Source organism: Chryseobacterium populi (assembly GCF_000282115.1).
GTDB classification, from domain to species: Bacteria; Bacteroidota; Bacteroidia; order Flavobacteriales; family Weeksellaceae; genus Chryseobacterium; species Chryseobacterium populi.
Genome location: NZ_AKJY01000002.1, coordinates 156834 through 181782, shown reverse-complemented (window position 1 = coordinate 181782; position 24949 = coordinate 156834). Strand labels below are relative to the sequence as shown.

Sequence of the window (24949 nt, the reverse complement as noted above, 5' to 3'; positions counted from 1 at the left end):
ACTCTTAAAGTTAAAGAGTATAAGAATGGTGTCCTAACAAAGTTAGCAACTCCACTTTTAAAATGGAACCTTTGATTAAAATTCCAGCTCAGGTTCAGTTTTATTTTTCTAAAAAAATTCTTTTCAGAAAGAATAACTTTGCCTATCAGGTTTATGACCATATCTGGCAACCTCCTAAGATTTAATTGATTTTATTTTTCAGAAAGTGCTGCTTTCTGAACATCTGAAACTTTGCAATTCCATTGCAGAGATCTTCACGATACTTTTGCATTCTGTCATATCAAATGATAGTGTATGTGTGATTTCAATAAAAATAAATTGATTGTCTTATTTTGAATTTATCAAACCTGGCGCCTTTGTGATTTTAACAGCATGCAGTCTGTAAGAAGATCGGCGTTAAAAGTTAGCCCTATTCAAGACAGGCAATCACAAATTAAATCTCAATTTGTGTTAGATACAATCATAAAATTTAGCATCAAAAACAAAATCGTTATCGGTATAATGACTTTGTTGCTTATCGTTTGGGGCGTTTGGAGTGCTACCAGGCTGCCCATTGATGCTGTACCGGATATTACCAATAACCAGGTGCAGATTATCACCGTATGCCCTACGCTTGCAGGGCAGGAAGTCGAACAGTTGGTTACTTTTCCTCTCGAACAAAGTATTGCAACTGTTCCGGATATATTAGAGACAAGGAGTATTTCAAGATTCGGATTATCTGTCATTACCGTTGTCTTTAAAGATAAAGTGGACATCTATTTTGCCAGACAGCTGATCAATGAAAGATTAAGGCAGGCTGAAGAAAACATTCCCAAAGGAATCGGAACTCCGGAACTGGCTCCTGTAAGTACAGGATTAGGAGAAGTATACCAGTATATTTTGCATCCTAAAAAGGGAAGTGAAAAAAAATACAACGCAAAAGATCTCCGTACCATGCAGGACTGGATTGTTGCCCGTCAGCTCTATGGTACAGAAGGAGTTGCTGAAGTAAACAGTTTTGGAGGCGAGCTGAAACAATATGAAGTCGCTGTCAATCCCAATCGTTTAAAAGCAATGGGAGTCAATGTAACGGATATTTTTACAGCTCTCGAAAAAAATAACCAGAATACCGGTGGTGCCTATATTGATAAAAAACCGAACGCCTATTTTATTCGTGGGATTGGTCTTGCCACTTCTTTAGATGATGTAAAGAATATAGCTGTAAAAAATACCGGGAATGTTCCTGTTTTCATTAAAGATGTAGCAAAGGTAGGCTTCGGGCATGCAACGAGATACGGAGCAATGACCTATAACGGGCAAACCGATGCCGTAGGAGGAGTGGTCATGATGCTTAAAGGCGCCAACAGTAACGAAGTCGTTACTAAAATCAAGGAAAAAATACCGGTTATCCAGAAATCATTGCCTGCAGATATAGTTATAGAGCCATTTCTGGACAGAACAGATCTTGTTAACCGTGCCATAGGTACTGTTGAAAAGAATTTAATTGAAGGAGCACTGATTGTCATTTTCGTTTTAGTATTATTTCTCGGAAATTTCAGGGCCGGGCTCATTGTAGCTTCCGCAATTCCTTTATCATTGTTATTTGCATTGGGAATGATGAATATTTTTGGGGTAAGTGCCAACCTGATGAGTCTCGGAGCCATTGATTTCGGCCTTATTGTAGATGGTGCTGTAATTATTGTCGAAGCAACCCTCCACCATTTGGGATTACGAAAATCTATGCAGAGACTTACCCAACAGGAGATGGATGAAGAAGTTTTCCTGTCAGCTTCAAAAATCCGGGGAAGCGCAGCATTTGGGGAGATCATTATTCTGATCGTTTATATCCCGATTCTTACCCTTGCAGGAATTGAAGGCAAAATGTTTTCACCGATGGCTAAAACAGTAGGATTTGCGATTCTCGGGGCATTAATTCTTTCACTTACTTACATTCCGATGATGTGTGCATTATTTCTTTCAAAGAAAATTTCTTTCAAAGAAAATTTTTCAGATAAAATGATGAGCTGGCTGCAGAAAATATACCAGCCATTGTTACAGAAAGCCATTAAAATTAAATATACTGTTGTTGGAGTTACCGTTGCTTTATTCACCGTTTCATTATTTCTTTTCAGCAGAATGGGTGGCGAATTTATTCCGCAGCTTGAAGAAGGTGATTTTGCATTTCATTGTATTTTACCACAGGGTAGTTCATTAAGCCAGAGTATCGAAACCTCAATGCAGGCTTCCAGAATTATCAGACAGTTTGATGAAGTGAAAATGGTAGTCGGAAAAACCGGTTCAGCAGAGGTTCCGACAGATCCGATGCCACCTGAAGCGACTGATATGATTATTGTTTTAAAACCCCAAAAAGAATGGAAGTCGAAAAAATCTTACACTGAACTTGCAGATGAAATGACCGAAAAACTAGAGGTAATTCCCGGAGTTTTCTTTGAGAAAAACCAGCCGATCCAGATGCGTTTTAATGAATTGATGACAGGGATCCGGCAGGATGTGGCAGTGAAAATTTTCGGTGAAAATATGGATACACTTTCCGTGTATGCAGACAAAGTAAATAAAGTGATCCAAAGTGTTGACGGAGCAACCTCTCCCCAGGTAGAGAGGGTGAGCGGATTGCCTCAAATCAATGTAACCTACGACAGAACGAGAATGGCCAACTATGGTTTGAATGTGGAAGACGTAAACAATGTTTTGAGTACAGCATTTGCAGGGAAAAGCGCGGGCCAGATCTTTGAAAACGAAAGGCGGTTTGATCTCGTCGTAAGGTTAGACAGCCTGTACCGTACCAATATTGATGATGTGAATAATCTCATGATTCCTACCAATACGGGAATGCAGATTCCGTTGTCACAGGTTGCCAGTGTCGAATATAAACTCGGGCCTGCTCAGATCAGCCGGGAAGCCGGGAAACGTAGAATTGTAATCGGTTTTAATGTAAAAGGCCGGGATGTGGAAAGTGTAGTGGAAGATATTCAGAAAAAACTGACAAAAGAAATAGTGCTGCCCTCAGGATATTATTTCACTTATGGCGGGCAGTTTGAAAATTTAAAAGAAGCCAGCCAGCGTCTGATGATTGCCGTTCCGGTATCGCTTTTCCTTATTTTTATGCTGCTGTACTTCACTTTCCGTTCATTTAAACAGGCGACTTTAATATTCACAGCAATTCCGATGAGCGCAATTGGAGGAGTGTTTGCGCTTTTATTGCGGGGAATGCCCTTCAGCATCAGTGCAGGAGTCGGGTTTATCGCATTATTTGGAGTTGCGGTTCTTAACGGAATTGTTCTGATAGGAACTTTTAACCAACTTGAAAAAGAAGGGATGACAGATGTTATAAAACGGGTAATTGAAGGAACAAAAACCAGGCTGCGCCCCGTACTGATGACCGCAGTGGTAGCTTCTTTCGGATTTTTGCCTATGGCGGTGAGTACAAGCGCTGGTGCGGAAGTTCAGAAACCTTTGGCCACAGTAGTAATCGGAGGACTGATTTCTGCGACTTTTCTTACCTTATTTGTCCTGCCGATGTTGTATATCATCTTTAATTCAAAAATAAATATCAGAAGAAAAGTGATAGGAAAGCCTTTAACAATAGTGATTCTGTTTGGGTTTTTGCTACTGGGGCAAAGCGTAAATGCACAGAATTCAAAAGAACTGTCGTTAGAAGAAGCAATCGCGTTAATGCAGAAAAACAACCCGTCGATACAGTCAAAAGACCTTAATATACAATCGTCGGAGGCATTAAAACCTACAGCCAAAGAACTTCCGAAGCTGGATTTCAGTGCACAGCTCGGGCAATACAACAGCCCGAAATTTGACCAGTCATTTGCCATTTCCCAAACCATTCCGTTTCCCACTTTATTTAAAGCCAGAAAAGAATTGATTCAGGAAGAGGTCAAGAGCAAGAAAATCGAAAGGCAGATCACAGAAAATGAATTGGTAAGACAGATCAGAACCTATTTTTATCAGATTGAATATTTGCAGTTTAATCAGTCCAGGCTTCAGTACCTTGACAGTTTATACGGAGATTTCATACGGATTGCACTGGTCAGGTTTAAGGCCGGAGATATTAAGAAAATTGAGATTAATACCGCCGAAACACAAAAAGGGGAAATCAATCTCCTGCTTCAGCAGAATAAAGTGTATCTCGATAACGGATATCAGAATTTAAAAGTATTGTTGAATACTGACGAAGATGTTTCCGTTCCGGTTTCTCAGAATTATGAGCCTTTAAAAGTAAATTACCTTTTAGATAGCCTCACCATTGCCGGCCATCCCTCGATCATGATATATAAGCAGAATATGGAGGTTCTGGAAAAAAATAAAAATGTTGAAAAAGCCCAGGGCATGCCGGATTTCAGTATCGGGTATACCAACCAGTCGCTGATAGGTTTTCATACTTTAAACGGGCAGGAAAAGTATTTTGGAACCGGAAACAGGTTTAATTCGGTGAGTTTGGGGATTGCTATTCCGTTGACATTCGGAGCGACCAAAGCAAGAATAAAATCTTTGGACTACCAGAAACAGATGCAAGAAAACAATGCAAAGCTTCAACAGCAACAATTGGAAGCTCAACTAAAGAATTCGTTAAATCAGTATCAGCAGGATTTTCAGCAATACCAGTACTATGTAAACCAGGCGATTCCCAATGCTAAAAATATTGTAAAAGCGGCACAGCTTGGTTATAAGACGGGAGAAATCACTTATGTAGAATACCTCTTTGCATTACAGACTGCGACGAATATTGAGCTAAAATACCTCGAATCTATTCAGCAGGTCAACCAATCTGTCATTACTATCAACTCAATTATCAATAAATAAAATGAAACTAAAGCACAATATCATATATCTTATATTCCTTTCACTATTCATGATGAGTTGTGGTAAAAAAGAAGTCACACCGGAGGAAATCACTGATAAAAAGGAACAAAAAGAGGAGACTCTTAAAACTGTTGCCTCACTCACTGATGAGCAGATGAAGGCAGTCGGAATTACCTTGGGAACAGTGGAAATGAAGGAGCTTACCTCCACCATCAAAGCCAACGGCCTGCTGCGGGTACCGAATAATAATAAAGCAGCAGTCACGTCTCTGTACGGCGGGATCATTAAAACACTCAATGTTCAGGTAGGAAGCAGTGTAAAAAAAGGGCAGGTGATTGCTACGATTGCCAATCCTGAATTTATCCGGCTTCAGGAAAGCTATCTTACAACCAACAGCCAGATTATTTTTGCAGAACAGGAATACAGAAGACAGAAAGAGCTTTTTGATAATGATGCAGGAGCAAAAAAGAACCTTCAGAGTGCCGATTCGGAGCTTAAAACACTGAGAACAAAAAAAGCGTCTTTTTTGCACCAGCTGCAGATGATGGGAATAAACCCCGGAAATATCAGTAATGCCAGTATGAGGTCAGGTCTTGTCATCACTGCGCCAATCAGTGGAACAATCAGTGATATTGAAGCCCGGATCGGAAGCTATGTAGATGTTTCCTCCCCGGTTGCAGAAATTATAGACAATGGTTCCATTCATCTGGATCTGCAGGTTTTTGAGAAAGATCTTCCGAAAATGAGGGTAGGGCAGATTGTACATTTTAAGCTGACAAATAATCCTGAAACGGAATACGATGCAAAAGTATACAGCATCGGGTCATCATTTGAAAATGAAAGTAAGACAATTTCCGTTCATTGTGATGTTACAGGAAATAAAACAGGACTCATTGACGGGATGAATATCACCGGAATTGTGAGCCTTGATAAAAGTACAACTCCTGCGATTCCGAATGAAGCGATTGTTGAAGCTGACGGAAAGTTTTATGTGTTTGTTCGGACTGCGGAAAAGGCAGATGAACATGAAGCAGAAGGAAAAGCAAAAAAATATGCAGGAACCATCAATTTTGAAAAGATAGAAGTGGTGAAAGGTTCTTCCGATATGGGATACACCGCGATAACCCCGGTGAGCGAAATTGTTCCTGATGCTAAAATAGTGGTGAAGGGAGCATTCTTTGTCAATGCAAAGCTTTCGAATTCGGGTGAACACGAACACTGAAAATTAAAAAACTAAAATAAAAAATCTGCATTAAAATTCTATAAAACAATTGAATAGATAAAGTGCAGGTTTTTATTCCTAATTTAGAGTAGGCAACAAAATTTTTATAAGTAACAGATTATTTGAATCAGTATAAAAAATAAATTATGCTATTAAATAAAAAAATATCCGTTTGGTATTTCGTTCGTGAAATACAGCTTCAGGTTCTGTTTGTCTGTATATTTGCAGTATCTGTAGGGTTTTTAGATCTGCTTCCATGGTTTCGCAAAATATCACTTCCGTTAAACATTCCGGCACTTTTAGGAACTGCGGTATCCTTATTACTGGCTTTCCGTACCTCGCAATCTTATGAAAGATGGTGGGAAGCAAGAACGGTTTGGGGAGCTATTGTAAATGATTCCCGTACACTGGTCAGATTAATCCGGCAATTTCTGCCTACAGGATATGATGAGGAAATAAAAACACTGGCTGAAAGACAGATGATCTGGACGTATGCACTTGGAGAATCTTTAAGAAAATTACCTTTTTCAGAAAAAGTGCAGCAATATTTAGAGTTACACAATATGAAGGCGGCTAATATACCCAATGCTTTACTGGATGGGCATTCCGATCAGATTAAGACACTGTTAACTTCAAAATCCCTTTCCGATTTTCAGCAGATGCAGTTGAATGAAATAATCACCAGGCTTTGTGACAGCATGGGAAAATGTGAAAGATTAAAAAATACCGTTTTTCCAAGATCATACAGTATTTTACTGCATACTTTAATTTATGTGTTTGCTGTGACGCTTCCTTTTGGATTAGATGATTCTCAGTTGATCGTGGAGATTGGGATTACGGTATTGATTCCGGTCGTATTTATAGCCATAGAGAGAACATCTATTATCATGCAGGATCCGTTTGAAAATACGCCTGTTGATACTCCGATGACCTCCCTTGCGCAAACAATAGAAATTAATCTGAAACAGATGATTGGAGAACAGAATGTTTCTCCGAAAAAAGAAAATCCTTTATACTACGAAATGTAATATGTAAACTATAAATGATGAGTGAAACAAAAATACAGACCGTTTCGGCAGCGGCAAAGCATAAAAAAAATCTTGTGATTGTATTGTCTCTGAGCGGAGCTTATCTTGTCGCTGAGGTGATTGGCGGAATGATTACCCAGAGCCTTGCTTTACTGGCAGATGCTGCTCATATGCTTACCGATGTGGTAGGCTTGCTTCTTGCACTGATCGCCATTAAAATAGGAGAACGTAAAGCCAGTTCCACCAAAACATATGGTTATTACCGTACGGAAATATTAGCTGCCGTCATTAACGCGGTTGTACTTCTTGGAATTTCCGTATATGTTTTGTTTGAAGCCTATAAAAGATTCCAGGATCCGCCGGAAGTACAAAGTAAATCAATGCTGATCGTTGCAGGAATCGGGCTCGTCGTTAATATCATAGGAATGATGATCCTGAGGAAAGATTCCAGTGAAAGCCTGAATATGAAAGGTGCTTATTTTGAAGTGCTTTCAGACATGCTTACCTCTATTGGTGTTATGATTGCAGGGGTAATCATGTTTACCACCAATTGGTATTATGCCGATCCCATTATATCTGCTGCCATCGGATTGCTGATCTTCCCAAGGACATGGCACCTGCTGAAAGAAGCAGTCAATGTATTAATGGAAGGAGTTCCGAAAGATGTAGATCCTGAAAAATTACGTAAATTACTTGAACAAACTCCCGGAGTAGCAGGCATTCATGATCTTCATATATGGTCGCTTACATCAGGAGTAAACGCCATGAGTGTTCATGTAATTAAAGACAAAATGTTTCCTCAAAACGAATTGTTGAAAGACTTAACAGACCGGATAACGGTGAATTTTAAAATCAGTCATACAACGATCCAGATTGAAGAAGAAGGATATGAAGAAGGAGAAGTACATTCTTAGAATAAACAGAATAAAATGAAAAAAGACATCGAAAATAAACTCATTGATAAAAATACCAAGCCCACAAGCATGCGGATTCTGGTCTATGATTTTTTAAGTGCTCAGGAAATGGCCCTGTCATTATCAGAAATAGAAAATCATTTTGAAAATGCCGACAGAACTACCATCTACAGGACATTGAAAACATTTGAAGAAAAAGGAATTGTCCACAGCATACAGGAAAATACAACCACAAAATATACACTGTGTCATGACGGTTGTGATGAAAATACACACAAAGACTGGCATCTCCATTTTTACTGTAAAATATGCAGACAGACCACCTGCAAGGAAGATATTTCTTTTCCTGAGCACATCCATACCGATTTCAGAATTGATGAAATAAGGCTTTTTGCCAAAGGGATCTGTGAAAACTGTCTTGAAAGTTTGCAATAGCATTGCAGTGGTTTTAAAACTAATTTTGATTAAAATTATCAGTTATGGAAGAATGTTGTAGTACAAAACCCCAAAAAGAGCACAGCCATTTAGAAGGAGATGGCCACGATCATGACCACAGTCATTCTCATGATACAGGAGATCAATCGGTTTTTCAGATGTTTTTTCCTGCAATAATCTCTTTTATAATATTAATCTCAGGAATCACTTTAGATCAGTATATAAAACCTGATTGGTTTGCAGGCTGGGTTCGTATCTTTTGGTATGGTATTGCTTATATTCCTGTGGGGTTTCCCGTTTTGAAAGAAGCATATCAAAGCATTATCCGGAGAGATGTTTTCTCAGAATTTTTCCTGATGGGAATTGCTACAGTAGGAGCGTTTGCTATCGGAGAATATCCGGAAGGTGTTGCCGTAATGTTGTTTTATTCCGTGGGAGAAGTTTTTCAGGCCATGGCGGTTACAAGAGCAAAAAGTAATATTAAATCTCTGCTCGACCAGCGTCCGGATGAGGTGACAGTTTTAAAAGACGGGCAGCCTCAAACCGTAAAAGCTGAAAAAGTAAATATCGGAGAGATTATTCAATTGAAATCCGGAGAAAAACTAGGTTTAGATGGTGAATTACTCTCCGAAAAAGCATCATTCAATACGGCCGCATTAACAGGTGAGAGTAAGCCCGATACAAAAATAAAAGGAGAAGCTGTTCTGGCGGGGATGATCAACCTGAATACTGTGAGCCAGGTGAAAGTAACCACCGCCTACAAAGACAGCAAGCTGAGCAAGATCCTGGAATTGGTTCAGAATGCAACGGCACAAAAAGCACCGACCGAATTATTCATCAGGAAATTTGCAAAAGTATATACCCCGATTGTCGTATTTTTAGCGATAGGAATCACTTTCCTGCCTTATTTTTTTGTAGCCGATTATCAGTTCAGAGACTGGCTGTACAGGGCGTTGATATTCCTGGTGATTTCATGTCCGTGTGCGTTGGTGATTTCCATTCCTTTAGGATATTTTGGAGGAATCGGTGCCGGAAGCCGGAACGGGATCTTATTTAAAGGAAGCAATTTCCTCGATACCCTTGCAGGAATCCAGAATGTAGTAATGGATAAAACAGGAACCATGACGGAAGGTGTTTTCAAAGTTCAGGAAGTAGATTTTAAACCTGAATTTGATAAAAATGAAATCCTCGGTCTGGTTAATGCCCTGGAAAGTAAAAGTACACATCCCGTGGCCACTGCCATTCATCATTATGCCGGAGAAATCAACCATTCAATCCCGTTGGAAAATGTAGAAGAAGTGGCCGGACACGGGTTGAAAGCAATGATCAACGGAAAAGAATTATTGGTTGGGAATTTTAAGCTGCTGGATAAATTGAATATCACCTATGATATAAAGCCTGAAAATATTGTTTACACTCTGATCGCTGTGGCGTACGATAAAAAATTTGTAGGCTGCCTTACGATTGCAGACAGCATCAAAGCCGATGCTCAATTAGCCATTAATAAATTAAAGGCACTCAATGTAAAAACGACCATGTTGAGCGGAGATAAAACTTCAGTTGTAAAATATGTTGCAGATACCTTGGGAATTCAGAATGCCTACGGAGATTTACTTCCGGAAGATAAGGTGAATAAAGTACAAGAGATCAAAGCAAAAAATGAAACCGTCGCATTTGTCGGTGATGGAGTCAATGATGCTCCGGTAGTTGCTTTAAGTGATGTGGGAATTGCCATGGGCGGATTAGGAAGTGATGCCACCATTGAAACCGCCGATGTTGTCATTCAGGATGATATGCCAGGTAAAATTCCTATGGCTATTAATATCGGTAAACAGACCAAAAAAATTGTCTGGCAGAATATTATCCTTGCTTTCGCTGTAAAAGCAGTGGTTTTAGTTCTCGGAGCAGGCGGTCTCGCAACCATGTGGGAAGCTGTATTTGCAGACGTGGGAGTAGCTTTGCTGGCCATTTTAAATGCAGTAAGAATACAGCAGATGAGGTTTTGATAAGAGGGATTTTTTAATTTTGGCTAAAATGCTAAAAAGAAAAAATATGCTTCATCTGCGGGCAAAAATAATCACAAACAATTTTATCGCAGATAAAATCCTGGCGCCTTAAACAGCATTTCATTATCAACTCTGCGTCTTTGCGTTTAACAAAAAGATTTACCAACCATGATATTTGCAAAAGCTCCCTGGAATCCCAGTGGGGCTTTTGTTTTCTCTCAACGCTCAACCGAAAAGATCAATGACTTTCATCATAAATCAGGCTTACAATCATTTTGAATAGTATATTTGTAGTACAGAATTAATCATTGAAGTTTTTCATGTCCATATTCCTCATTTTTGCTATTGCAGTACGCCCGGTATTGCCATTGGTGAATTATGCGGTAAACTATGATTATATAGTCAAAAACCTGTGCGAAAACAGGAATATTCCCCAATCAACATGTAAAGGGAAATGCTATGTTGCAAAGGAGCTGGCTAAAACAGAAAAGCAATCGAATAATTCCCGGACGATCAAAATTTCCGTACTGGATGTCTTTCTTTCCAACGAAATTCTTTCATTCTCACATAAACATGAATCTGATATTTTAATTAAAACACTCAATATCGGATATTTTAATTTTCATCTTTCAGAATATTCCACCCGGATATTCCATCCGCCTTTAGCTTAATTCTTAATACTGGTTATTTCACGCCTTGAAGCAGCATTGTATTTCTTTGCTAAGTGTTAACGCCTTTGTGCCCCTAAAATCATTTAGTACATTAAAAACCCTTGTTTGGCTTTGCGTGGAAATAATTGAGTCTAAATCAATAGGTTCTATTCAAATCATTATTAATTTCAATTTATATTTAAAATGAAATCTAAAATTATCTTGACAGCTTTCCTGTCAGTATCATTGCTTTCCTGTGCTCAGGAAACACCTAAAGTAAAGCATAAAAAGAGCATGGATGCTCCAAAGGAGAATCTTAAGAACATAAAAGTGGTGAATGCAGAAGACCCTATATGTCATATGAAAACCGCCGATTATTTAAAATTTACGGCAACCTATAAAAATAAAACGTATGGTTTTTGCAGTGCTTCCTGTAAGAATGAATTCAACAAAACCCCTGAAAAATATGCCAGGAAATAAAAAAGAAAATAAAAGCGTAAAAAGCAGGATAATCATTCCGATTGCTGTGATTGCATTGATCTTTTTAGGAGTTGGGTTCGGGATGAGCTATTTTAAAAAGAGCCTTTATACGGTAATGAAGGTCCCTGATTTTAAACTTACGGATCAGAATAATAAAAAGGTCACGAATAAAGATATGCTTGGGAAAGTATATCTGGTGGAGTTTTTTTTCAGCAAATGCCCTACAATCTGCCCGATTATGAACAGCAATATGAGAGCGATTGAAGATGAGATCAATAATCCTGAATTTGGAATCATCTCAATAAGTATTGATCCTTTGAATGATACTCCTGAAGTTTTAAAGCAGCATGCTAAAAGAATAGGTGTAAAATCTCCGAACTGGCATTTCCTAACGGGTGACAGGGATTATATTGGAAATCTGGCAGACCGTTTCAATATCTATGTAGGTGATGAAAACGATGAAGGTGAAAGCCTGAATCACAGTGGAATGATTGCATTGGTAGATCAGGAAGGGAATATCCGCTGCAGGTATAATAAAGACAATATGCCGATTCTGTATTATTCAGGATTAAACTATGAAGACCCTGAAGGCAAAACAACAAATCTTACCGGAAAATACCATCCGGACCGGGAAAAGCTGATTGAAGATATTAAGAAATTATTGAAATAAAAAAATGAAACAGGATATAAAGATTACATTCTGATTTCCGGTTTCCTTTCAGAAAAAGTGTTAAACCATAAATACAAAACATTATGAAGATTATGAAAATAGCTGCATTAACCGCAGTTTTTGCAGCGCAGTTTGCTTTTGCACAATTTAAACAGACCCCGCTGCCTTATGCATATAATGCTTTAGAAGGTTCTATTGATGCCCAGACAATGGAAATTCATTATACGAAACATGCCGCAGGCTATGTAACCAATCTGAATAAAGCCATTGCCGGAACTCCACAGGAAAAAGAAAGCTTATTTCAGATTCTTTCCAAAGTTTCTACATTAAGCCGTGTCATCAGGAATAATGCCGGCGGGCACTACAATCACGAACTTTTCTGGACGATGCTTACACCTGAAAAAAATACCCGGCCATCAGCAAAACTATTGAAAGCGATTAATGAAACTTTCGGAAGCTTGGAGGCTTTTAAAGAGAAAATGAGCAAAGCCGGGGCAGACCGTTTTGGTTCTGGATGGGCATGGCTGTCTGTAGACAAAAACGGGAAATTATTTGTCTCTTCTACTCCAAACCAGGATAATCCTCTGATGGATGTTGTTGAAGAAAAAGGAACTCCGGTTTTAGGAATCGATGTCTGGGAGCATGCTTATTATCTGAAATATCAGAATAAAAGAGCCGACTATCTTGCGGCAGTCTGGAATGTGCTGAACTGGAAATCAGTAAGTCAGAGATATGAAGATGCTTTAAGCAAAAAATAATTTCATGAATTTAATTTGCAGCATATTCCTCACTTTTTATATGGTGGTCAGGCCCCTGATCCCTATGATGGAGTATGTTGCAGATTATGATTATATCGCAAACGTTCTGTGTATCAATAAAAGCAGGCCCGAGCTTCATTGTAACGGGAAATGTTACCTGGGCAAAGAGCTGGCAAAAACCAATGATACCGGATCTTCGCCTTTAAACAAAACAAAAAATTCAGGGCAGAAAATTCTTGATATTTACATCCTTCCTGAAATCACAGAAATTCAGAATGCAAAAGACCTTTTGTTTTTAAATTTCATTTTTATCTACAAAACAGATTACTCATTTCTGTTCCTGAAACACATTTTCAGGCCCCCGGTTTTTTAAGTTACCTTATATTTTAATCACAAAAAACTCTTGTGTCTTTAAAAAATTGAGTATTTCAATATTCAAAAAGCATTTCTATTGCACAGACTCAACACGTATTTAATTTAAAAAATCAACAATGAAAATTTATAAATTTTTATCACTATTCCTTATTACCATTACTTTATTACCCCTTTTATCATGCCGGAATAACGATGATGAAGATCTGCAGAATGTTTCTTCGGGAAACCTTCAGATAAAATTTGAAAACGGCTTTAATAACCTTGGGGATATTGTCTTAAACCAGACGACACAAACTTCTTCCAATGGCCAGAAACATCAGTTTTCAGCATTAAAATATATGATCAGCAATATCAGCCTGATTGATGAAAAAGGAAACGAATTTAAATACAATGATAATAATCCGGATAAAGGAGCTTTTATTGTAGACCAGGCAGATGCCGTAGCAGGAATTGTATACCTGAATTTAAATGAAATTCCTAAAAGCAATTACAAAAAAATAAAATTCGGATTGGGAATCAGTCAGAACGCTTATTTGCTCGGGCAGAACGGGCAGGCTGAATTCTGGAACAAAGCCAAGGCCAAAGGAATGTCGTGGTCATGGGCTGCCGGCTATGTTTTCGTAAAGCTCGAAGGAAAATACGGAACACCATCAGCCGATACAGAATTCATGAATCATACCGGAAATATGGGAAATGTTTCAGCGAATAATACCCCCGACCTGTACAGGGAAATTACATTGGATCTGCCTATAACAGCAAGAGTAACGGAGACTATTACACCTTCGATTCATATTCTGGCAGATTTAAACCAGTATTTAAGCGGAGATACTTCACTTACATTGTCTGCTGCAAACGATATGATGATGGGATCAGGCCCGCATCTGGTCAATGTGACCAATAACCTTACTAAAATGTTTAAAGTAGATCACGTTCACAATGATTAAAATCAGGATAGTATTGAATTTAATATTGGTTGTTACCGTGTTTCTGATTTCGGTATCATGTTCGGATGAAGTGATTGAACCTCTGGGAAAAGATGAAGTATATCAACTTCAGTTTCCATCTTATTTTCCTGAGATGAGTATTGATCAGGCTGGAAATCCGGTCACAAAAAATGGTGTAGAGCTGGGGCGGAAATTATTTTATGAAGGCAGGCTTTCCCGGAATAATACCATTTCATGCGGCTTCTGCCACATTCAGGAAAATGCGTTTACCCATCACGGGCATACCGTGAGTCATGGAGTAGATGACAGGATAGGAATCAGAAATGCTCCACCAATCCAGAATATGGCATTTTTAAAACGGTATATGTGGGATGGTGTTATTCATAATCTGAATGAGCAGCCGATTATTCCGATTACGGATGTAAATGAAATGGACGGTTCGATGCCGGAAGTTATTTCCAAATTAAGCTCAGATAGTCAATATAAAAAGCTCTTCAAATCTGCTTATGGAGATGAAAATATAACGGGTGAAAGAGTTTTAAAAGCTTTATCACAGTTTATGATTACCATGATCTCAGCCGGTTCCAAATATGATCACTACAGACAGGGAAAAGAGGCGCTGACTTCACAGGAATCCCAGGGAATGGCCTTATTCCGGCAGAAATGTGCTTCCTGCCACAGCGGAGAATTATTCACCGATGAAAGCTTCAGGAATACGGGGATGTACTACAATATCCAGTTTAAAGATGCCGGACGTTATAGAGTGACCCTTGATCAGAATGACTGGATGAAGTTCAGGGTGCCAAGCCTGAGAAATGTGGAATATACAGCACCATATATGCATGACGGCAGATTTTACAGCCTGGAGGCAGTGCTCAACTTTTATTCGGATAATGTAGAAGATCATGCGAATCTCGATCCGCTCCTTAAACAGAACGGGCATATAGGAATTCCGATGAACAGCCAGGAAAAACAATTGATCATTGCTTTCCTGAAAATATTATCGGATAAAAGTTTTATCACCAATCCAAAATTCTCAGAATAAATTGTACTGAACATGAAAAATCTAATTTTCACGCTATTTGCTCTGTTGTTCAATACAGCTAAAGCCAATATGATCAAAGACAGTATTGAAATTCAGAATCATGATTTCAATCCCGTTATATTATTTAATGATGACTGTGATGCGTGCGGTTGCGCTGCAGGAAATGGTTCATCGGGATTTGAATCCTTACTGAACCCTCAGTTTATAGGGATCAAATATTTTGCCCAGCATTATAAAGCTAAAGAAAACCTGTTTGTAAAAGATTTAACGCAGGATCAGTATTTCAATACCATTCAGTTGTGGGGAAAAATTCCGGTCACTCAAAAGCTGAGTGTTTATACAAGCCTGCCGTTTCATTTTCATGAGAAAAAAACAATGCAGGGCAATATCAGGATCAACGGAATCGGGGATTTAAGTCTGATGGGAATTTATCAGCTGTTGAATTCCAAAGATTCATTTCATCAGCTAAATGGTGGTTTCGGACTCAAAGTCCCGCTAGGAAAGTTTGATGAAAAAGGAATCTCCGGAACCAATCCTAGCTTCCAATTGGGAACCGGAAGTTGGGATTATCAGATGGTTTTGAATTATAAATACCAGAAAAATAAGACGGCTCTGCTTTTCAATACGGAATATACCATTAAAACAGAAAATAAGAAAAATTACAGGTTTGGAAATCAATGGAATTATGCTGTGACCGGATTTTATCAGCTGTACAAAACGGATGATATTATTTTTTCAGGAAAGACAGGATTGCAGGGAGAAGTTTATGACCGGAATAAACAATTTGATGAAACCTTGCCGGATACAGCGGGCAGTAGCCTTTATGGAAAGCTGGGTTTTGAGGCGGCTTACAGAAAATGGAGTATGGGAAGTGAAATAATGCTTCCGCTTTATACCCAATTGGCCGGCGGAGGTATCGAAGCAAGATCCCGGTTTTCTGTTTTTATCAATTTTGGAATTTAATATTTAAAAAAATCTGAAATTGAAGTAACGCAAAGTTTTATTTGGAAGACGACTGATTTAAGAGGCTATGTTTTTGATTAAGCTTATGGAAAAAACACTTCATTAAATCAATTTTTAATTGATTTATTCTTTGCTCTCCTTAAATATTGGAGAAGAAAATAAAACTTTGCGTTAATAAATTACACGAGTTGTTGCAAATTTCGATATTTATTTCATTGAAAATCAAATTTTTATATGGTGTATTGTTTATCTCCGGAATTTTCTATCTTTGTCGCAATCTGGTGAGCCATAAAAAGCGCTTAAAAGGGAATCCGGTGAAAATCCGGAACAGACCCGCTGCTGTAAGCTCCACACTAAAGTTTTTGAAGAATATATATCCACTGTTTTTTAATGGGAAGGATTTCAGAAACGGAGTAAGTCAGAAGACCTGCCAGAAGATTTAACGTTTGACGCTTTCGTGGAATAAAGCTTAGGACAATAATGATTCTGTGCAGTTACAGCTGTGCCATGTCATTGTTTTTCTCATATCCATTAGCGTCATCATTATCCCCAATGAGCTAATGGTGACAAACTACACTTTACGATACAATAAAGCTTTTATCACAATGTTTGTGGTAATGGCCCAGCTCTTTTTTTGTCAGTCGAAGGATACGATCAAAGAGCATATGATCATTCCTGTAAGCATTCAGAAAAAGAATTTTAAAGAGATTCTCCCGGCTCAGATGTTATCAGGTGAACAGCTGGAAAGACTCAACAGCCAGTCTGTAGCAGATGCACTGCGTTATTTTGCCGGAATTCAGATCAAGGATTACGGCGGAATCGGTGGTTTGAAAACAGTGAATATCCGGAGCATGGGAAGTCAGCATGTAGGTGTTTTTTATGACGGAATCCAGATCGGAAATGCACAAAACGGAGTGGTCGATCTGGGAAGATACTCTCTTGATGATCTTGAGGAAATTTCTTTATACAACGGGCAGAAAAGTGAAATTTTCCAGCCTGCTAAAGATTTCGGGTCTTCAGGGTCCATTTATTTACAACCTAAAACTCCAGGTTTTAAAGGAAACAGGAAAACCAATCTGGTACTGAAATTTAAAAATTCTTCGATCGATTTATTTAACCCTTCATTTCGTTTGGAACAGAAAATATCTGGGAAAATATCGGCAAGCTTCAGCTCTGAATTTTTGCAGAGTGACGGAATTTATAAATTCAGGTATAAAAAGAAATACCCTGATGGCGAAATAGCCAATGATACGATTGCCAGAAGGTTTGACTCGGATATTACTTCAAAACGTTTTGAAACCAGCCTTCATAGTGATATCAAAGACGGAAGCTGGACAGTGAGGGGATACGGATATCTGTCTGACCGTGGAATTCCCGCAGCGATTGTCAATAACCGTTTTGGAGGAAGAGGGCAGCGGCTGAGGGATAATTCTTATTTTGTTCAGGGAAGTATCAGGAAAAAACTTTTCCCGAAATTCGAGACCCAGCTTAAAGCTAAATTTGCTTACGACTATACCTTCTATGCGGATACGCTCTCTACAGAAACTACTTATCCGGTCCGGAATACATACATCCAGAGAGAAGTTTATATTTCCTCATCCAATCTGTATTCCATTACTTCCAATTGGGATGTAAGTGGCAGTATAGATTTTCAGTACAATAACCTTGATGCAGACCTGGTTAATTTCTCTTATCCCACCCGCTATACTTCGCTTGCAGCCTTTGCGACCACTTATCAATGGGGGCGGTTCAAATTTTTAGGAAGTGTTCTGGGAACTTTTGTTCATGAAAATGTAGAGAAAAATTCAAAATCTCCTGATAAAACAGAATGGACTCCGTCTGCATTTTTGTCGTATCAGCCATTGGGCTCCAAAGATCTTACAATAAGGGCTTTTTACAAAAGAATATTCAGGATGCCTACTTTCAATGACCTGTATTATACTGTGATTGGAAATGTAGCTCTTAAACCTGAATTTACCAATCAGTATAACCTGGGATTTACTTATGAGAAAACATTTAAAAATCCGGTTTTTAAAGGGATTTATGCCAAAATAGACGGCTATTTCAATAAGGTGGAAAACAAAATCATTGCTGCCCCTACCGGAAACCTGTTCCGTTGGATGATGCTGAATCTTGGAAGTGTAGAAATTCTAGGAACAGACATTCATGTACAGACCCAGCTGGATTTTGGAGACGTAATCCTGAGGCCACAATTGAATTACACCTATCAGCGTGCGAGAGATTTTTCAGACAGAAGTGAATCCTATTTCGGAGATCAGATTCCCTATACACCGTGGCATAGTGGAAATTTCACAATGATGACAGATTATAAAGACTGGAGCTTCAATTATAGCTTCGTGTATATCGGGGAACGGTATGACGGGCAGCAGAACAATATTCAGTACAATTATATCCAGCCCTGGTATACCCATGATTTATCGGTTCAGAAAAAAATCAAATGGAATACCCATGAATTTAAAGCCAGTCTTGAAGTCAATAATATTTTCAATCAATATTATGATGTGGTTCTGAACTATCCAATGCCTGGCAGAACCTTTAAACTCATTGTAAACTTTACCCTATGAAAACAGTAAATATCATCCTCCTTGCCTGCCTCTTTATGCTTCTGTATTCCTGCAGAACAGATGAATACATTACCCGGGAAGAAAAGGAAGAAGGTCTTGCCCAACCTGAAAACACAGCAATCAAAGGTTTTTATCTTTTGAATGAAGGGAATATGGGAAGTAATAAATGTACTCTGGATTTCTTTGATTACACCACCGGTACCTATCACCGGAATATCTATGCAGAAATCAATCCTAATGTGGTAAAAGAACTGGGCGATGTAGGGAATGATATCCGGATTTACGGAAGCAAACTTTATGCTGTAGTCAATGTTTCCAACAAAATAGAGGTGATGGATGCCAGAACGGCGAAACGGATTAAAACCATTCCGTTACAAAACTGCAGGTATATTACTTTCAAAAACGGAAAAGTATATGCCAGCAGCTATGCAGGCCCGGTAGTTTTGGATCCGAATGCACCGATCGGAAAAGTGGTGGAGATTGATACCGTTTCCCTTTCCATTGAACGGGAGGCCACAGTGGGATATCAGCCTGAAGAAATGGAGATTGTAGGGAACAGGCTTTTCGTAGCCAACTCGGGCGGATATAAATTTCCCAATTATGACAGGACGGTTTCTGTGGTGGACCTGAGTACTTTCACGGAAACAAAAAAGATCGATGTTGCGATCAACCTTCATCATATTAAAAAGGATAATTACGGAGACCTGTATGTAACTTCAAGGGGAGATTATTATACCGTTCCGTCCAGTTTATATCTGGTGGATGCTGCTACAGGAACTATAAAAAAGAACTTTAATATTGCTGTCAGTGAAATAACGATCGTGAATGATAAACTCTATTATTACGGGAACGAATTCAATTACAACACTCACTCTTACACCAAATCCTTCGGGATTATTGATGTGAAAACCGAACAGGTCATTTCTAATAAAATTGTTGATCAGGAATATGCCGATGCTATAAAAACACCTTACGGAATTGCCGTAAACCCGATCACCGAAGACATTTACCTCACCGATGCCCGGAACTACGTATCCACCGGGTTTGTATATTGTTTTGATAAAGACGGCCACTTCAAATGGAAAACCGAAGGCGGAAATATCCCGGCTCACTTCACCTTTTTGTATAAATAAAATTGAATCCAAGACATGGAAAAAAATAGAGTAAAAATTCTGAAAATTGCTGCCCTGGCTTTTCTTTTAATAGGACCGGCAGCCTGTAAAAGCGATGACGACGATATCAATAACGGAAACATATCTTTTGATGGCCTCAAAGATTCCTATACCGTCGACCGTTTCAAAGTTTTGAATATCGCACCGAATGTTACCGGTAAGCTTACCTGGAGTATCAACGACGCTGTCATTTCTGAAGATGCTGAGCTGGATTTTATCAGTCCTTACAGTGATACCTATCCACTCACTCTAAAGATTGAGAATAATGGTATGGTGAAAACCTATAAATCCACTATTATAGTAAAGCAGGAAACGGGAACTTACAGCAGGTATATTTCCAATGTATTTGATTTTCGGCCTGCAGTAGGGCAGTTTACCAATGAAGTTCCTGAATATGCAGCAGGAAATACCTTCAGCCAGTTGCTTCAGAAGGCTAAAGAATCTTTGGTGGGATCCAATTCTACAATGGTCACATTAGGCGGTTTCGGAGGTTACGTTGTCTTTGGTTTTGACCATACGATCCCGAATATGGATGGAAGAGATTTTAAAATCCTGGGAAATGCATTCTGGGGAAATGATGCGAATGATCCCCGTTCCGGATCCTGTGAACCGGGAATTATTATGGTAGCTTATGATAAAAATAAAAATGGGAAACCTGATGATAACGAATGGTACGAGATTGCCGGAAGCGAATATTTTAAAAATACAACGGTTAAAAACTACAGCATCACCTATTTCAAACCGGATGAAAACAAACCGGCTGTTCCGGGAGCTGATCCGTGGCAGGCAGATGTAGAATATATCAAATGGCAGGATAACCTGGGGAATAACGGCTTTAAAACTAAAAATGCTTTTCATGCCCAAAGCTATTACCCATTATGGCTTTCTGAGACTTCTTATGTTCTTACGGGAACGAAAATAAAAAACAATTTTTACGATCAGAGCGGGAATGGTTCCTATTGGGTAGGGAAATCCTATGAGTTCGGATATGCCGATAATGCCCCGAATAATGATGGAGCTTCTGATATCGATATTTCCTGGGCGGTTGATAAGAGCGGAAGTTATGTAAAACTGCCGGGTATTGATTTTGTGAAAGTATATACCGGAATCAATCAGGAAGCCGGCTGGCTGGGCGAAGTTTCTACAGAAGTGGGCGGAGCTTATGATTTACATCTGCATTAAAAACAAAACCTTAATATAAATTTCTTTAAAAATTATTTACAATGAAAAAGATTTACCTTTTAACGCTACTGTTGCTGTTTGCATTTTTTACAAATGCACAGGTTACAGTGCAGGGAGTACCTCGAAATGACATCAAGGAAAATCCTGCAAAAAAATTACAGCTTAAAAATGCTGCAACGGTAACCAACTTTTCCGATATCCAGTATTGGGTAGGTACCGGAACCAACCAGGCTGCCTTTGTCGTACAATGGAATGACAGCAAAAATCCGGATGCTCTGGTCTGGGGTTTCAAATGGAACGGAACCGCTACCGGAGAAGATATGATGAAAGCTATTGCAAAAGCGGATCACAGACTGTTTACATTACTATACCAGGGAACCCAGTTCGGAACTGCCATCGGAGGTTTGGGATATGATTTAAACGGGCAGGGAACCAACGCGCTTTATAAAAACGGGAATACCTCTTCTCCACTGTATCCGGTAGATGGCATCGTGAATACGACAGCTTATGACTTTGACAGCTATACATCAGCAGACATCAATGATCATTGGCAATCCGGATGGACTACAGGATACTGGTCTTACTGGGTGAAAGATCCTACAAATGCTGATTTCGGATATTCAGGGGTGGGAGCGAGCAGCCGTGTTTTACAGAACGGTTCCTGGGATGCATGGAATTTTAATCCTGGAATGAATTCTGTACCGATCGCTTCTACCCTGACACCGGCAACTTCTCCTTCACTTTCTTCATTAACCAATTTTACAGACGGTTATTTTATGGTAAACGAAGAATGGTTCGGGCATACCAACGGTTCCGTCAATTTTATCGGCAATAACGGACAGATTGATTACCGGGTGTATAGCAATGTCAATAACAATCATGCATTTGGAGCGACAACACAATACGGAACGATCTATGGAGATAAATTTTATTTTGTTTCAAAACAGGCTGCGGACGGTGGAGATACCCAATATACGCCGGGTGGAAGACTGGTTGTGGCAAATGCTGCAACGATGCAAAAGATTGCAACATTCAATTCAATCGGTGGTGGAGACGGAAGATCTTTTGTGGGAGTAAATGCTCATAAAGGTTACATCGGAACTTCCAATGGAATTTATTTATTTGATATAGATAATTTACAGGTTGGGAACCTGATTCCTACTACAGGAGGCGGAAGCCAGTATGCAGGACAGATCGGAAATATGATCCGTACCTCACAGTATGTTTTTGCTGTAAAACAATCAGCCGGAATATTGGTTATCAATCCGAATACCCACACGGTTACCCATACCATTTCAGGAAGTTTCCATTCTATTACACAGGCTAAAGACGGAAGTATCTGGGCGATTCAAGACCAGAAGCTGGTGAATATTAATCCTGTTACTTTTGTGACAACGGAATATCCTATTCCTGTTACCAAATATCTAGGTTCATGGGGTGCCTGGAATGCAGGAAGTTTTACCTACAGTAGTCAACAAAATGCATTGTATTGGCTCAATTCTGTTAACAGTTTCGTTTCCGGGGCACAGATTATAAAATTTGATGTGACAACAAAAACGATCAATGAAAACTTTGCTGTACTTCCGGGGCAGACAGGTACTTACAAGCAGATTCCTTATGGAGCGGCATTACGTGTAAACCCGGTTACAGATGAGTTAATTGTAAATACTACAGAAAGTGGTTTCGCTGCACATTATCAGAAAAACTGGATTCATACTTTCAGCAATACCGGAGCTCTACTCAATACTAAAACCCTGACTGATTATTACTGGTTCCCTGCTCTTGCAGTATTCCCGGATAGCAGTGCTCCTGTCATCAGCAATACATTCCCATCACAGGTTATGGTGAACAATGTAACGGTGATTGATTTGAAAACAGTGGTTTCCGATGCAGATAATTTATCTTCAGCCATTGTAAAAGCTGTGGAATCAAATAGCAATGCTTCTATTATTTCAGCAGTGATCAATGCCAATGACGAATTGGTTTTAACTCCACAGGCTACAGGAACTGCAACCGTAACGATAAGCTTTAATTCAAACGGGAAATTAGTTGAAAAATCCCTTGCCGTTAATGCAAGTGTTTCCACATTAAGTACGGTTGAGGTGAAAAAACTGGAATTCAGTATTTATCCGAACCCTGCGTCAGAAACTATTAATATCAAGACTCAGGATAAAGTTTCAGGTATTACAATTTATGATGCTTCCGGCAAATTAGTAAATGCTCCGTTCAGCAATGGGCAAATCAATGTAAGCATGCTTCCGAAAGGAGTATATATTTTGAGAGCGGTAACCGACAAGGCAGTGTATCAGCAGAAGTTTATTAAACACTAAGGATATTTCAGAAAGAATTTGTTCTTTAAATAATGAGATGATAAAACCCCTTTGCTTTCAATAGTAAAGGGGTTTTTGTAGATCTGAATAACTGTGTTCAATTAATCCTGTTTATTAGTCTTCTGTCCTTTAATATTGGGTAAAAATGCTGTGATGATTCCCATCAATGGAAGGAATGCACAGATTTTAAAGACATATTCAATGCTGGTGTCATCGGCAACGGCTCCCAATACAGCAGAACCGATACCGCCCATTCCAAACATGAAACCGAAAAATAATCCGGCTACCAAGCCTATTTTATCAGGCATAAGGTCTGTTGCATAGACTAAAATGGCAGAAAATGCTGATGCAATGATCAATCCGATGATAACAGCAAATATAATGGTCCACATCAAAGGAAGATAAGGAAGGCAAAGGGTAAATGGAGCCGCTCCCAGAATGGAGACCCAGATAATTTTCTTCCGGCCGTATTTATCACCCAATTTTCCTCCTAAAATAGTTCCCACTGCAACTGCTGCAAGAAACATGAATAAATACAGCTGGGAATCTTTTACCGAAATATGGAACTTATCAATCAGGAAAAAAGTAAAATAATTCGTCATGGATGCCAGATAAATGTACTTTGAAAATACCAGAGCCAATAAAATCGTAATAGAAAATAAAACTTTTTTTCGTGATAACGGTATATGAACAACCAGGTCTTTGTGCTTTGCTGTTTTTCTGAAAGCCAATCTTTCTGCATACCAGTTCCCGATTCTCCACAGCAGAATGATCCCAATAAATGCGGCAATGGCAAATAAACCTACATATCCCTGGCCTAACGGAAGAACAATCAGGGCAACCAGTAAAGGGCCAATAGCGCTTCCTGAATTACCACCTACCTGGAAAATAGATTGGGCCAATCCTTTCTGCCCGCCGGAAGCCATCTGAGCAACCCTGGAAGCCTCAGGATGAAAAACTGAAGAGCCCATCCCGATCAGCCCCACTGCAATAAGGATTACATAGTATTGATGAGCTGCTGCCAGAAGCAATAAGCCGGCCATTGAAAGAGTCATTCCTATAGCGAGAGATCTTGGGTTTGGTTTTTTATCGGTATAAATACCAACAAATGGCTGCAGAATTGAGGCAGTAAGCTGAAATACTAATGTGATGATCCCGATCTGGGCAAACGATAACTTAAACTCGCCTTTCAGAATAGGATACAATGAGGGAATGGTTGATTGGATCAGGTCATTTAAAAAATGGGAAAAACTGATCATAAATAAAATCGGATACACAATTTTAGTCGTGTCAATAGTTGCGGTCTTTATATTTTCCATAAAATTACAGTTGTGATTCATCATGTCATCAGATGAATTTTATTAAAATTTTTTGATTT

General features: G+C 39.0%; 19 protein-coding genes and 1 riboswitch. Of the genes, 18 read left to right on the top strand and 1 reads right to left on the bottom strand.

Annotated elements, in window-relative coordinates; translation table 11 throughout:
• The first annotated feature begins 447 nt into the window (after positions 1-447).
• The 18 genes from PMI13_RS00920 to PMI13_RS00830 all read left to right on the top strand — a co-directional run bounded on the left by PMI13_RS00920 (position 448) and on the right by PMI13_RS00830 (position 23571).
• Positions 448-4812, top strand: coding sequence for a CusA/CzcA family heavy metal efflux RND transporter (locus tag PMI13_RS00920; RefSeq protein WP_156104405.1), 4365 nt, complete (start codon positions 448-450; stop codon positions 4810-4812).
• A gap of 1 nt (position 4813) precedes the next feature.
• Positions 4814-6034 carry an efflux RND transporter periplasmic adaptor subunit gene (locus tag PMI13_RS00915; RefSeq protein WP_007839668.1) on the top strand — a complete coding sequence of 407 codons (1221 nt, stop codon included), beginning with the start codon at positions 4814-4816 and terminating at the stop codon, positions 6032-6034.
• Between the two features lie 146 nt (positions 6035-6180).
• The gene (locus PMI13_RS00910) at positions 6181-7062 is read left to right on the top strand and encodes a bestrophin family protein (RefSeq protein ID WP_007839665.1); all 882 of its coding nucleotides are present in this window, start codon (positions 6181-6183) and stop codon (positions 7060-7062) included.
• A 17-nt stretch (positions 7063-7079) separates the two neighbouring features.
• A complete protein-coding gene (locus PMI13_RS00905; RefSeq protein ID WP_034669488.1) occupies positions 7080-7976 on the top strand; it encodes a cation diffusion facilitator family transporter in 897 nt (298 codons plus the stop codon).
• 15 nt (positions 7977-7991) lie between these two features.
• Positions 7992-8411 (top strand): Fur family transcriptional regulator, encoded by a 420-nt coding sequence (locus PMI13_RS00900; protein ID WP_007839663.1) that lies wholly within the window; start codon positions 7992-7994, stop codon positions 8409-8411.
• Positions 8412-8455: 44 nt separating this feature from the next.
• On the top strand, positions 8456-10417 hold the full coding sequence (locus tag PMI13_RS00895; RefSeq protein ID WP_007839661.1) for a heavy metal translocating P-type ATPase: 1962 nt from the start codon (positions 8456-8458) through the stop codon (positions 10415-10417).
• Positions 10418-10737: 320 nt separating this feature from the next.
• Positions 10738-11088, top strand: a complete 351-nt coding sequence (locus PMI13_RS00890; RefSeq protein WP_007839658.1) for a hypothetical protein — start codon at positions 10738-10740, stop codon at positions 11086-11088.
• 183 nt (positions 11089-11271) lie between these two features.
• A complete protein-coding gene (locus tag PMI13_RS00885) occupies positions 11272-11547 on the top strand; it encodes a YHS domain-containing protein (RefSeq protein WP_034669466.1) in 276 nt (91 codons plus the stop codon).
• Positions 11534-12217, top strand: coding sequence for an SCO family protein (locus PMI13_RS00880; protein ID WP_034669487.1), 684 nt, complete (start codon positions 11534-11536; stop codon positions 12215-12217). Before PMI13_RS00885 ends, PMI13_RS00880 begins: the two co-directional genes overlap by 14 nt.
• Before the next feature lie 83 nt (positions 12218-12300).
• Positions 12301-12975, top strand: a complete 675-nt coding sequence (locus PMI13_RS00875) for a superoxide dismutase (RefSeq protein ID WP_007839656.1) — start codon at positions 12301-12303, stop codon at positions 12973-12975.
• Between the two features lie 4 nt (positions 12976-12979).
• A complete protein-coding gene (locus PMI13_RS00870; RefSeq protein WP_007839655.1) occupies positions 12980-13348 on the top strand; it encodes a hypothetical protein in 369 nt (122 codons plus the stop codon).
• 118 nt (positions 13349-13466) lie between these two features.
• A complete protein-coding gene (locus tag PMI13_RS00865; protein WP_007839653.1) occupies positions 13467-14294 on the top strand; it encodes an MbnP family protein in 828 nt (275 codons plus the stop codon).
• Positions 14287-15339, top strand: a complete 1053-nt coding sequence (locus tag PMI13_RS00860; RefSeq protein ID WP_007839652.1) for a cytochrome-c peroxidase — start codon at positions 14287-14289, stop codon at positions 15337-15339. Before PMI13_RS00865 ends, PMI13_RS00860 begins: the two co-directional genes overlap by 8 nt.
• 12 nt (positions 15340-15351) lie before the next feature.
• A complete protein-coding gene (locus PMI13_RS00855; protein ID WP_007839651.1) occupies positions 15352-16302 on the top strand; it encodes a transporter in 951 nt (316 codons plus the stop codon).
• Positions 16303-16564: 262 nt separating this feature from the next.
• Positions 16565-16751, top strand: a riboswitch (cobalamin riboswitch).
• Between the two features lie 39 nt (positions 16752-16790).
• Positions 16791-18887, top strand: a complete 2097-nt coding sequence (locus PMI13_RS00845; RefSeq protein WP_316928687.1) for a TonB-dependent receptor plug domain-containing protein — start codon at positions 16791-16793, stop codon at positions 18885-18887.
• Positions 18884-20020, top strand: coding sequence for a YncE family protein (locus PMI13_RS00840; RefSeq protein WP_007839647.1), 1137 nt, complete (start codon positions 18884-18886; stop codon positions 20018-20020). The genes PMI13_RS00845 and PMI13_RS00840 overlap by 4 nt, the downstream gene beginning before the upstream one ends.
• 15 nt (positions 20021-20035) lie before the next feature.
• Positions 20036-21241, top strand: a complete 1206-nt coding sequence (locus PMI13_RS00835) for a hypothetical protein (RefSeq protein WP_007839645.1) — start codon at positions 20036-20038, stop codon at positions 21239-21241.
• A gap of 41 nt (positions 21242-21282) precedes the next feature.
• A complete protein-coding gene (locus PMI13_RS00830; protein WP_007839638.1) occupies positions 21283-23571 on the top strand; it encodes a T9SS type A sorting domain-containing protein in 2289 nt (762 codons plus the stop codon).
• A gap of 101 nt (positions 23572-23672) precedes the next feature.
• Here PMI13_RS00830 and PMI13_RS00825 read toward each other — a convergent pair whose 3' ends face one another.
• Positions 23673-24890 (bottom strand): MFS transporter, encoded by a 1218-nt coding sequence (locus PMI13_RS00825; protein ID WP_034669484.1) that lies wholly within the window; start codon positions 24888-24890, stop codon positions 23673-23675.
• Positions 24891-24949 lie beyond the last annotated feature (59 nt).

Excerpts from the sequence above, each read along its gene's own strand:
- PMI13_RS00915 (WP_007839668.1), top strand. The coding sequence starts at position 4,814 with ATGAAACTAAAGCACAATATCATATATCTTATATTCCTTTCACTATTC.
- PMI13_RS00910 (WP_007839665.1), top strand. The coding sequence starts at position 6,181 with ATGCTATTAAATAAAAAAATATCCGTTTGGTATTTCGTTCGTGAAATA.
- PMI13_RS00905 (WP_034669488.1), top strand. The coding sequence starts at position 7,080 with ATGAGTGAAACAAAAATACAGACCGTTTCGGCAGCGGCAAAGCATAAA.
- PMI13_RS00900 (WP_007839663.1), top strand. The coding sequence starts at position 7,992 with ATGAAAAAAGACATCGAAAATAAACTCATTGATAAAAATACCAAGCCC.
- PMI13_RS00895 (WP_007839661.1), top strand. The coding sequence starts at position 8,456 with ATGGAAGAATGTTGTAGTACAAAACCCCAAAAAGAGCACAGCCATTTA.
- PMI13_RS00890 (WP_007839658.1), top strand. The coding sequence starts at position 10,738 with ATGTCCATATTCCTCATTTTTGCTATTGCAGTACGCCCGGTATTGCCA.
- PMI13_RS00885 (WP_034669466.1), top strand. The coding sequence starts at position 11,272 with ATGAAATCTAAAATTATCTTGACAGCTTTCCTGTCAGTATCATTGCTT.
- PMI13_RS00880 (WP_034669487.1), top strand. The coding sequence starts at position 11,534 with ATGCCAGGAAATAAAAAAGAAAATAAAAGCGTAAAAAGCAGGATAATC.
- PMI13_RS00875 (WP_007839656.1), top strand. The coding sequence starts at position 12,301 with ATGAAGATTATGAAAATAGCTGCATTAACCGCAGTTTTTGCAGCGCAG.
- PMI13_RS00870 (WP_007839655.1), top strand. The coding sequence starts at position 12,980 with ATGAATTTAATTTGCAGCATATTCCTCACTTTTTATATGGTGGTCAGG.
- PMI13_RS00865 (WP_007839653.1), top strand. The coding sequence starts at position 13,467 with ATGAAAATTTATAAATTTTTATCACTATTCCTTATTACCATTACTTTA.
- PMI13_RS00860 (WP_007839652.1), top strand. The coding sequence starts at position 14,287 with ATGATTAAAATCAGGATAGTATTGAATTTAATATTGGTTGTTACCGTG.
- PMI13_RS00855 (WP_007839651.1), top strand. The coding sequence starts at position 15,352 with ATGAAAAATCTAATTTTCACGCTATTTGCTCTGTTGTTCAATACAGCT.
- PMI13_RS00840 (WP_007839647.1), top strand. The coding sequence starts at position 18,884 with ATGAAAACAGTAAATATCATCCTCCTTGCCTGCCTCTTTATGCTTCTG.
- PMI13_RS00835 (WP_007839645.1), top strand. The coding sequence starts at position 20,036 with ATGGAAAAAAATAGAGTAAAAATTCTGAAAATTGCTGCCCTGGCTTTT.
- PMI13_RS00830 (WP_007839638.1), top strand. The coding sequence starts at position 21,283 with ATGAAAAAGATTTACCTTTTAACGCTACTGTTGCTGTTTGCATTTTTT.
- PMI13_RS00825 (WP_034669484.1), bottom strand. The coding sequence starts at position 24,890 with ATGGAAAATATAAAGACCGCAACTATTGACACGACTAAAATTGTGTAT.